Below are 1542 nucleotides of genomic sequence, written 5' to 3' on the forward strand. Positions count from 1 at the left end.
TCTGAAAAGTGGGGTTTCTATTTTGCCTTTGCTTTTTTCTCTAGGATTTAAGAAATTACTCATAAAAGAAGATTGCCAGCCATCTCACCCTCTGGTGAGGTGGTTGGCAATCTTCTTTATGTTCTGTGCTACAGCGGTCATCAGCGCTTGTTCATTAGCGCCTTTCAAGCCGCGCAACCGGCAGTAGCGAAGCCCGTGGAGTTGTTTCGCATCCGCAAAGCTTCGCTCTATTGTTTCTTTTCTCTTTTTATAAATAACTTTTCCTTCTGGAGAAAGGCGATTGTCTCTCACTGTTTCTTTACTGCTCTCCCAAACATGACGAGTGATAACCTTCTTATGGTTTTTAGCAGCTGTACATTGAGAAAGTAAAGGACAACTTTTACAAGTCTCAGGGTTAGAATGATATTGTCGGTAACCTTCACGATTAGTGGTAGAATAAGTCAACGTTTTAGCGTTTGGACAAGTATAAGTATCGGAGTCAACATCGTATGTATACTTCCATTTAGGAAACAAACCTTTTTTAGGAGAAAAGCGCCGATGAGCAATCACGCCCATGATTTTTCTCTTTTCAAGCCCATGACAAATAGGCACAGTTAAGTACCCAGCATCAAGACCAACTGCTTCTAAATCAAAACCAAACCTCTGACATTGACGATCTAAACGTTCTAAATAAGGTCGAGAATCATGCACATTACCAGGTGTTACATGGACATCAGTAATAATATTAAATTTTAGGTCAGTCGTACGATGGTCCAAATAGAAGAAGCCTTCAGGCTTTCCTTCCCGGAACATATAGCCACTATCTTTGTCAGTGGTACTAACCTTAACTTCCTTTACTTCCACCTCCTTATCCTTTTTTGGTAAGGGCTTTTTTCCATGAGCTTTTCTATCCTCTTCGATAGCTTGATCTAATTCTTTGATATAGTCTTGAGTCTCTACCTGAACCGTTTCTTTTACAAACTTACGCTTGTTTGCATTTGCCTTTAAATGAGTAGAGTCCGTAAATAGTACACGTCCTCCCACCATACGATGTTCAACTGCAAGAAGGACGATTTCATCAAAAACATCTTGAAAAACCGTTGTATCTTTGAATCGTTTATGACGATTAAAGCTAATCGTGGAATGATGAGGTACAGAATCTAATAACCCCAATCCTAAAAACCAACGGTAAGCTACGTTGGTCTGAATTTCTTTTTCGAGTTGTCTCTCAGAACGGATACCGTAAAGATATCCAATAAACATCATCTTAAATAACATGACAGGATCGACCGGAGGGCGGCCATTATCTTCACTATAAAAAGGTCTTACTTTATCATAAATAAACGAGAAATCAATTGTATCATCAATTTTTCGTAGTAGATGATCTTCCGGAACAAGTTGATCAATTGAAACCATTTCTAATTCTATTTGTTTATCACGGACAGGGCGTAACATACACAACTCACCTCACAATTAATCTACCTATATTATACTATATTTACCCGAATAATCGGATTAATATCTACAAAAAAAGACTGTTGAGAAGACTTTCTCAACAGTCTG

The 1542-nt window shown here is 38.5% G+C and carries 1 protein-coding gene; it reads right to left on the reverse strand.

The window, feature by feature from the left end:
- Positions 1-84: 84 nt before the first annotated feature.
- On the reverse strand, positions 85-1434 hold the full coding sequence (locus M3212_RS21570; RefSeq protein ID WP_251195970.1) for an IS1182 family transposase: 1350 nt from the start codon (positions 1432-1434) through the stop codon (positions 85-87).
- Positions 1435-1542 lie beyond the last annotated feature (108 nt).

The organism is Halalkalibacter oceani, from assembly GCF_023715705.1.
GTDB lineage: Bacteria > Bacillota > Bacilli > Bacillales > Bacillaceae_D > Halalkalibacter > Halalkalibacter oceani_A.